The sequence below is a fragment of the Sneathiella sp. genome, assembly GCF_029233945.1.
Lineage (GTDB): Bacteria > Pseudomonadota > Alphaproteobacteria > Sneathiellales > Sneathiellaceae > Sneathiella.
In genome coordinates this window covers 19,904-28,335 of the sequence record NZ_JARGOQ010000046.1, presented here as the reverse complement: position 1 = coordinate 28,335, position 8,432 = coordinate 19,904, and the positions used below count along the sequence as shown (strand labels likewise).

Here is an 8,432-nt window from a genome sequence, read left to right as displayed (position 1 = left end):
CCGACATTTGAGAGCATCGTGACCGCAAAGCTGGAGGGTGGGCAACTCACCTTTCAAGGCGATGTAAAAGGACTGGAGGCAACCAGCATAGACGTCACCGGTCAGCTTCCATTCGAAATTTCTCTCAAGAACAAGACTGTCCTGATAGATGAAAATAAACCGGTTAATTTGAATTTAAAGATCGATAGTAATATCAACAAGATATGGCCCCTTCTTGCACTCGATACACAGGAAATGAGAGGTCAGCTGATCGCGAATGCCTCTGTTGAGGGCAGCATTTCGGATCCCGTCATCGCCGGGAAGGCACGGCTGAGTGACGGTTATTTTGAGGAAGTTGAGCAAGGCACTATTCTTAAAGACCTGGCGCTAAATGCCGAGATCATTGATGGCGACGTGCTGAAACTTGATGCCAGCGCTATTGATAACCAGGGCGGGGAGTTGACGTCTTCCGGGACGGTCAAATTCGCCAACCTGACGGACCCCCGGGTGGATATTAATGTGGCGCTTTCCAATCTTCTTGTCGTTAATCGCGATGAGATTGCCGTGATTACGGACGGGAATATCGATCTAAAGGGCACGGCAAGCGATCTTTATGTGGACGGCAAGGCGACAACACGCAATGTCGAGATTAATATCGGCGGTTCGGTCGCTCCGAATGTTGTTGATCTGAAATATGAGGAAGTGAACAAACCGGGCGCCGCGCAGAAGGAAGAAGCGGTCGAGGAATTAGAACCTTCGAGGGTTTCCCTCGATTTCGATGTGCATATGCCCGCCCGCGTTTTTATTCGTGGCCGGGGCCTCGATTCCGAATGGCAGGGGAACTTCGCAATCCGCGGCACGGCGGACAAACCCCTGATTGAGGGAAATATCAGTCCGGTGCGAGGCCAGTTCACCTTTGCCGGCAAGAGTTTCAAGCTGGTAGAGGGTGAAATTGCTCTGCTGGGGGAGAAAACCATTGACCCTGAATTGTCACTCAAGGCGCAATATACCGGGTCGAACGTAACCGCCATCGTGACGATCTCCGGCACGGCATCGAACCCGAAAATCAGCTTTTCCTCTCCTGATGGCCTGCCGCAGGACGAGGTGCTGGCGCAGGTGTTGTTCGGTAAATCCTCGGGCAAGCTGTCAGCGGTGGAGGCCGTGCAACTGGCCGAGACGGTCGCGGCTCTTTCCGGCAAGCTCGGTAGTGGCGGCGGAATTACGGGATTTGTGCGGGACACCCTCGGTGTTGATGTTGTGAGCGCGAGCACGAACGAGCAAACCGGCGAATCCGAAGTGAGTGTCGGGAAATATGTTTCTGATAATGTGTATGTCGGGGTTGACCAGGGGACCCAGTCCGGCGGAACGCGCGCCAAGGTGCAGATAGAATTGACGCCTAACATTTCGGTGGAGAGCGAGATGGGGCAATCGACGGATAGCAGCGTTGGTATCTTCTGGAAATGGGATTATTAGGATCGCTACTTTTTCGCTAGGTATCCTTTCCCCGCTTGCTATGATGGTGGAAAAAATACTTGATCAAGAAGAGGACCCTCATGAGCTATGAATTCATTTCCGTCACGACGGAAAACCATATCACCCGGATAATGTTCGAGCGGCCGGAAGTTATGAACGCAATCCATAAACCGATGCATGAAGAAATGCAAAGGGCGCTAGACGCATTCGCAGCGGATGACGATCAGTATATTTGCGTTTTGCGCGGGCGAGGGGAGCGCGCCTTCTGCGCGGGGAGCGATTTGAAGGCGATTGCCGCGAGCAAAGATCCGATGGCGCGCGACTATCCCAAAAATGGCTATGCCGGGCTGATCGAGCGGTTCGACCTGAACAAGCCCGTCATTGCCGCAGTTGACGGTGTGGCACTTGGTGGCGGGTTTGAGATCGCGCTTGCCTGTGACATCATCGTGGCGACGGAAAATTCCCGCTTCGGCCTGCCTGAGCCGTTGGTTGGCGCGGTCGCGCTCGGCGGCGGACTGCACCGTCTCGCCCGGCAGATCGGGTTGAAAAAGGCAATGGGGATGATCTTAAGCGCCGACAGCGTGGACGCGATGAAGGGGGAGCAACTTGGCTTTGTGAATGAAGTTGTCGCACCCTATGCGATGGATGAGGCAATTGAACGCTGGTGTGACCTTATCCTGCGCGGTAGCCCGCATGCTATCCGCGCCTCCAAGGAGACGGTGATGCGCAGCGTGGATGAGCCATCCCTTGAGGAAGCGATCCGAAATCAGACGGATTATCCTGCCTTCAAGGCGTGGTATCAGTCCGAAGACAGAATAGAGGGGCCGCGCGCCTTCGCGGAGAAACGCAAGCCCGACTGGAAAGGCCGATAACGGTCGCGCGCCGCGCCGTCAGCCGGCTATCCGCTCCCACAGGAGGTGATGCTCATAGGTGTTGCCCGATGATGTCGTTTCCGGCTTGGTCTTGAGGAGAACATTCTCCCCTTGCAGAACCACGGTGCGGATTAGCGGTCCACCAATCCAGTAGGGCACCGTCGCCACATCGACGTCATGAATGACTTCATCCCCCTCGACGCGGAAATCGCCGCCGTAGGCGAGGCAGATATCGGGACTGGCCGCTGTCTCGCGCGACTGGTCCGCAAAGTCACGCCGCATCAGGAAGCCGCTCATCCGCCCTTCCTTGCTGTAGATAATCTGCCCCTTGGCATCCTCTCCCATCGGATAGCCGACGGGCTTTCCATTCTTGAGGCTTGTCCAGCTTTTCAGGCGCCAGCTGCCAATCAATTCGTCCCGGGTAATCATTGGAAATTTCCTTTTCTTGTTCTTATGTAAAGAGCGTAGCAGTTTGGCGGGCGCGGCAAAAGCTGTAATATCACGTCTTATCAAACGGGAGTGCGACATGTTCAAAATCAAGCATATCGATCATCTGGTCCTTCGGGTTAGGGATATCGGGAAGATGATGGATTTCTATATCAAGACGCTTGGCTGCAGTTTGGAGAAAACGCAGGAAGAAATCGGGCTGTATCAACTTCGTGCGGGTTCATCACTCATTGATCTGGTGCCGGTGGATGGCACGCTTGGCCGGATGGGCGGGGCGGCGCCCGGGAAAGAGGCCCGCAATCTCGATCATTTCTGCCTTTCGGTCGAGAATTTCGACGCAGAGGCCATCCGCGCCCACCTGAACGCCCATGGCATCGATCCGGGCGAGCTCAAAAGCCGCTACGGCGCGGACGGGCAAGGTCCATCCTTCTATATGAGCGACCCGGAAGGAAACACAGTTGAACTCAAAGGACCACCCGAGGCGCTCTGATGCCGGGGAGGCGTGTACTCAGGGACTTAGCGGATTGCGCGCATCGCTCAGCAGCTTGCCGCCGATGGCGATAAAGCAGGTACCGGCGGTCCGCTCGATCCAGTGGCGGGCCTTGGCGAAGCGGTTCATCACCGGCTTTGAGGACATGAACAGGCTGACGATTGTGTACCAGAGAAGGGAGCTTGCAAAAACCAGCGCAATCATCAGGAGAAGGAGCCAGCTTGGCGTCTCCGCCGTGACAGCCGTTGCGAACACGCTGGTGAACAGGACGACGGCTTTGGGGTTGGTGAGCGTGACCATAAATCCGAAAAAGAGCGGATTGCCCGCAGGCTTGCGTTCAGTGGGCGTTATTTCCGTTGCGTCGGGTTTCACGAACAGAAGCCGCACACCGAGATAGATCAGATACCCTGCGCCCGCAACGCGCACCGCCCAGGCAAGCCATTCATACTGCGTGAGGATAGCCGAGAGGCCGAGGAGGCTCAGGCTCGCATACATCAGCAGGCCGATTGAAACACCAAGGGAGGTCATCAGCCCGCTTTTCGTGCCGCCCGTCATGGCGGAGCGAACGACGCCGATAAAGTCCGGCCCGGGCAACATTAGCGCCGGTATAAAGATGCCGAAAACGGAAAGCAGGATCAATGTCGCGTCCATATCAGTCTCCTATAGGCCCATTAATTTAAGCTGGGCGCGGGTGAGCGGATCATCGGCCTTGTGCAACCGGTCCGTGATATCGAAATGATTGTCGGTACCAAGCTCAAAATATTCGCAAAAGAGGTTGTCCGCACGGCATTTCTCAGCAAATTCCTTCGATTGCCTGTGGAAAGACGCACTCTCCCCGCCACCGACGGCGCAGAGCACCGGGCATTGGGCAGTGAGGGGGAGATATTGCGGGCTGTTGGCTGCCGCCTCCGCCTCGGTGAGGCGGATATCCGTTTGTAGTTCCGTATGGCGATGGGGCTCAATATCAAAAAGGCCGCTGAGCGGCGTCGCGCCCTTCAGGATGTCTATGGGCAGGCTCATGGCTTGCCAATTCGTTGTCATCATCATGCCGGTGAGATGACCACCCGCCGAATGACCGGAGAGAAAGATTTTCTCAGGGTCGCCATTATAGGCGGCAATATTCTTATAAATCCAGGCGAGCGCCACGCGCATTTGCTGGACGATATCGGTGATCGTCACGACGGGGCAAAGATCGTAATTGGGAAGAACAACTGTCGCCCCGGCATTGACAAACGGTTCGGCTATTTCGCTATAGGTACTTTTATCCTGCGCCCGCCAGTATCCACCGTGAATAAAGATAAAGATTGGCGCGCCGGGGTGGGCTGCCGGAAAAATATCAACGCATTGCAATTTCGTATCACCATAGGGGATATCATAGTGACCGGAGAGCCTTTCGCGCGCCGCCTTGCTGCGGTGCGCGGCATCGTCAAAGTAGCGCATCATATCCGGGACCGTATGGCGCGGCAGATATTCAATATTCAACTCGTTAATCTCGTGCGCTGTCAAACCTTCTATTGCCATGCCGTATCGTTATCCTGATCTTATTTAGTGTTGTTTACCGCTCATTAATTCGCAGATGTTACCGTTTATCGGAAATTGGAGCATTTGATGTCGACGGATTGTGAAAATAAAGCACAAAACTCGCGGTAATTAAAGGACAGGGGACTATGCGGCTCAAATTTACGCGTATTGTTATCGCGTGTATGGTGTTGTTCGGGGGCAGTATTCCGGCAATGGCGGACGAGGTCAGCCTGTTCCGGATAGGCACCGGCGGCGTCGGCGGAACCTACTACCCCGTCGGCAAGGCAATCGCCCGGACGATTTCAAATCCTATGGATAAAACGGACTGCGCGCCCGATCCCTGCGGCGTGCCTTATCTCTTGTCGGTCGCCCAGACGGCGAACGGGTCGGTTTCGAATATCGAGGACATCCAGTCAGGCAAGATCGAAAGCGGTCTGTCGCAGTCCGATATCGTTTACTGGGCGCGAACGGGAACCGGCATTTTCAAGGATCGCGGGCCGTTTCAGGATATCACGGCAATTGCCAGCCTGTATCAGGAGGATATCCATCTTGTTGCCCGCAAGGGCGCTGGTATCGAGAGCGTTAGCGACTTGCGCGGCCATCGCGTGTCTCTTGACGATCCGGGCTCCGGCACGCTCGTCGATGCAAGGCTGATTCTGGATGCCTTTGGCGTCCGGGAAAGCGAGATCGAGGCGCAATATATCAAGGCGGCCGATGCCATCAAGAAAATGCGCGCCGGGGAACTGGACGCTTTCTTCCTCGTTGCGGGCAGTCCGTCGAAAGCGATTGCAGAACTCAGCGATGAAAATCTGATCACCCTCGTGCCAATTGACGGCCCGACGGCAACAATGCTGACCCGGGAAAACACTTTTTTCTCAACAACCGTCATACAGGAGGGGAGCTATCATGGCCTCGAGGCCGTGCGCACGCTGGGTGTGGCTGCACTCTGGATCGTAAACAGAAAGCAGAGCGAGAAGGAAGTCTATGAGGTCACCAAAAGATTCTGGCGTAACCTGCCGGCAATCCAGAAAATGAAACTTCATCCGAAGCTGTCCAAAATCTCTCTGGGAACGGCTTTTGCGTCGATGAGTGTCGCCCTGCATCCGGGGGCCCAGAAATTTTATCGGGAAATCCGGGAAAATGTCGCCAATGCCAGGACGAACTGAGTGTAGTCGAAAATGATAGCTTCCCCAAAATCCCGCAAAGCCGAAAAAATCAGCTATAAAGGGCTGCTCAAACGACAGAACAGCTATGTCGTTGCAATCCTGGCGCTGACCTTGTTTGTCATCGGAACCATCCGTTATGTGCAGGAGACGCTTTCCGATATCGAGGAATCTATCCCGCTCCAGGTTATCGAGGATTCGCAGGCAATGGCGTCGATCCTTTTCGATATCGAAGATATTATCCAGATTGTTGCCGTCACTAAAATTACGAACGGTGAAGAGCGGGCAAGAAGTATCGAGACGGTCCAACATAAGCTGCAGGAAGTCAGCATTGTTCTGGAACAAAAGCGCGTAAAATACGGCTTCGATAACCTGATTGGAACGGCGGCCATTTATGGCGTCTTAAGGCCCGCGCTGTTTGATCTTGAAGGCTGGCTGCAAAACGGGATCGGCGGATTGCCACCGACGTCAGATATTGTCCTGACAGCGGCTCTGGAGCGAGGGCGCACGGCCCTTTTCAAAGCGGATAGTCTGCATGCGCAGTCAAATAACGCCGCCGTGGAGCTTCTGCGGATACAGGCAGAAAAAGTCAGTGTTTTCCGTGATGCCGTCCTGCTCGTCCTGATTGGTCTTGCGGGGCTTGCGGCGGTGCTGATCTATTATATTTATAGTCGGCGGGCGTCCGCTGTTGCGCTGGAGCAGAGTGAGCTCAAGCATAGACGTATCTTTGAAAACGCGACGGAAGGTATTTTCCAAGTCAACAATGACGGTTCCCTTATCGATGTCAACCCGGCGCTGGCCTCTTTTCTGGGATATAGTTCCGCCGAGGAATTGAAACAAAGCATTTCCTCTCTGCAGGAAGATGTGTATCTCGACCACAACCTGGCCCGAAAGCACTATATGCTGCTTTGCAAACGCCAGTATCTGATTGATGAAATTTACCAGTGGCGACGGAAAGATGGTTCCGTTACCTGGGGGGCGATTAATGCCCATGGTGTTTTTGATGATAATGGCAAGTTTCTTTATCTCGAAGGTACGTTGTCAGATATGAACGACCGCGTGCGGGCCGAGGTGAACCTGCGTAAGGCCAAGGAAATGGCCGAGTTGGCGAACCGGGCTAAGTCAGAATTTCTTGCCAATATGAGCCATGAACTGCGGACGCCGTTGAACGCCATTATCGGATTTTCCGAACTGCTGACATCCGAGGCTTTTGGCGAGCTTGGCCATCCGAACTACAAGGAATATGCAACCGATATTCATGGCGCGGGTCGCCATCTTCTTGGCCTGATTAATGATGTGCTGGACGTGGCGAAGGTCGAAGCGGGTCAGCTGCAATTATCGGAGCGGAAAATTGATCTCGCTTCGGTGATACAATCCTGCTTTCGTATGTTGTCGGTCCGTGCAGCAGAGGCTGGTGTCAGCCTACTGACGGAACTTCCCAAAAATGTCCCTGTATTTATCGGGGATGAGACCCGTATCAAGCAAATCCTTGCAAATCTTGTTTCCAACGCAGTTAAATTCACTAATCAGGATGGTACCGTGACAGTCGGTGTTGAAATCCGCCCGGATAACGGAATCACCCTTCGGGTTGAGGATACCGGCATCGGAATTGAAAAGAAGGACCTTCCCCGGGTGCTTGATCGTTTCGGTCAGGTGCAAACCAACTATGCCCGCAATAATGAGGGAACGGGTCTCGGTCTGACGCTTGTCCAGATGCTGTGCGAAGTTCACGGTGGGCGCTTCACCCTGGAAAGTGAGGTCGGGGTTGGCACAGTCTGCACCGTGATATTCCCGCCCGAACGGACGTTACGCCTCGCAGAAGCGGGTTAAGCCGGCAGCGAGGCGAGCAGGGGCTTTAAAACATCCGCCTGAAACAGCGCAAGCCCGACGGTCACAAGCATCAGAAAGGCCAGCGTGATATTAATCGCCCGCAGGATATGGTGCGACGTGACCAGCCGCCGTAACAGATTGCCGCCATAGCACCACAGGGAATTAAACGGCAGGCTGACAAAAAGAAATATCAGAATGATGATGATGACCTGTGCCAAATAGCTTTCCCCCGGCGTAACAAATTGTGAAAAGGCGGCGACAATCGTCACCCAGGCCTTCGGGTTAAGGGGGTGCAGAATCAACCCGGCGAGATAGCCGGGCCTGTCTGAACTCTCGGCAAGTGTCGGATTGGCGGTCGCCACGCGATAAGCGAGATACAGGATATAAAAAAGCGACGCGCCGAGGAAGACAAGCTGTAAGACGGGGGAGGTCGTAAACAACGTGCCAAGCCCCAGCGCAGTCGCTATGCAGACAAGCAAAAACCCCGATATGCTACCGATCAGGAAGGGAAACGAGCGCCAGTAACCGAAATTGGCGCCCGACGCCATCAGGAGCATATTCACAGGACCCGGTGAGCCCACCATTGACATGGCGAACAACGCGACCAAAGCCATTTTTCCGTAATCCATGGGACACCTTGCGAGCTGCAAAAGGAAT

At 54.5% G+C, this 8,432-nt stretch carries 9 protein-coding genes; 5 read left to right on the top strand and 4 right to left on the bottom strand.

Annotation, left to right across the window (positions count from 1 at the left end; all coding sequences use genetic code 11):
- Positions 1 to 1,452 (top strand): translocation/assembly module TamB domain-containing protein (locus tag P1U71_RS13935; RefSeq protein ID WP_301106224.1); only part of this gene is annotated, 1,452 nt, incomplete at its 5' end.
- 80 nt (positions 1,453 to 1,532) lie between these two features.
- Entirely contained in the window at positions 1,533 to 2,324 is a 792-nt protein-coding gene (locus P1U71_RS13930; protein WP_301106223.1) for an enoyl-CoA hydratase-related protein, read from the top strand.
- Positions 2,325 to 2,342: 18 nt separating this feature from the next.
- Here P1U71_RS13930 and P1U71_RS13925 read toward each other — a convergent pair whose 3' ends face one another.
- Positions 2,343 to 2,753 (bottom strand): lipocalin-like domain-containing protein, encoded by a 411-nt coding sequence (locus P1U71_RS13925; RefSeq protein WP_301106222.1) that lies wholly within the window; start codon positions 2,751 to 2,753, stop codon positions 2,343 to 2,345.
- A 97-nt stretch (positions 2,754 to 2,850) separates the two neighbouring features.
- Between P1U71_RS13925 and P1U71_RS13920 the strand changes: the two genes are divergently transcribed.
- Positions 2,851 to 3,261 (top strand): VOC family protein, encoded by a 411-nt coding sequence (locus P1U71_RS13920; protein WP_301106221.1) that lies wholly within the window; start codon positions 2,851 to 2,853, stop codon positions 3,259 to 3,261.
- 18 nt (positions 3,262 to 3,279) lie between these two features.
- On the opposite strand, the gene P1U71_RS13915 is transcribed toward P1U71_RS13920, so the two are convergent.
- Positions 3,280 to 3,912, bottom strand: coding sequence for a LysE family translocator (locus P1U71_RS13915; protein WP_301106220.1), 633 nt, complete (start codon positions 3,910 to 3,912; stop codon positions 3,280 to 3,282).
- Between the two features lie 9 nt (positions 3,913 to 3,921).
- The gene (locus P1U71_RS13910) at positions 3,922 to 4,782 is read right to left on the bottom strand and encodes an alpha/beta hydrolase (protein ID WP_301106219.1); all 861 of its coding nucleotides are present in this window, start codon (positions 4,780 to 4,782) and stop codon (positions 3,922 to 3,924) included.
- Between the two features lie 146 nt (positions 4,783 to 4,928).
- Here P1U71_RS13910 and P1U71_RS13905 point away from each other — a divergent pair, with 146 nt between their 5' ends.
- Together P1U71_RS13905 and P1U71_RS13900 are read left to right on the top strand one after the other, a co-directional pair.
- On the top strand, positions 4,929 to 5,948 hold the full coding sequence (locus tag P1U71_RS13905) for a TAXI family TRAP transporter solute-binding subunit (RefSeq protein WP_301106218.1): 1,020 nt from the start codon (positions 4,929 to 4,931) through the stop codon (positions 5,946 to 5,948).
- Positions 5,949 to 5,960: 12 nt separating this feature from the next.
- Entirely contained in the window at positions 5,961 to 7,775 is a 1,815-nt protein-coding gene (locus tag P1U71_RS13900) for a PAS domain-containing hybrid sensor histidine kinase/response regulator (protein WP_301106217.1), read from the top strand.
- Here the strand turns inward: P1U71_RS13900 and P1U71_RS13895 are convergent.
- A complete protein-coding gene (locus P1U71_RS13895) occupies positions 7,772 to 8,404 on the bottom strand; it encodes a LysE family translocator (RefSeq protein ID WP_301106216.1) in 633 nt (210 codons plus the stop codon). The genes P1U71_RS13900 and P1U71_RS13895 overlap by 4 nt on opposite strands.
- Positions 8,405 to 8,432: the final 28 nt, after the last annotated feature.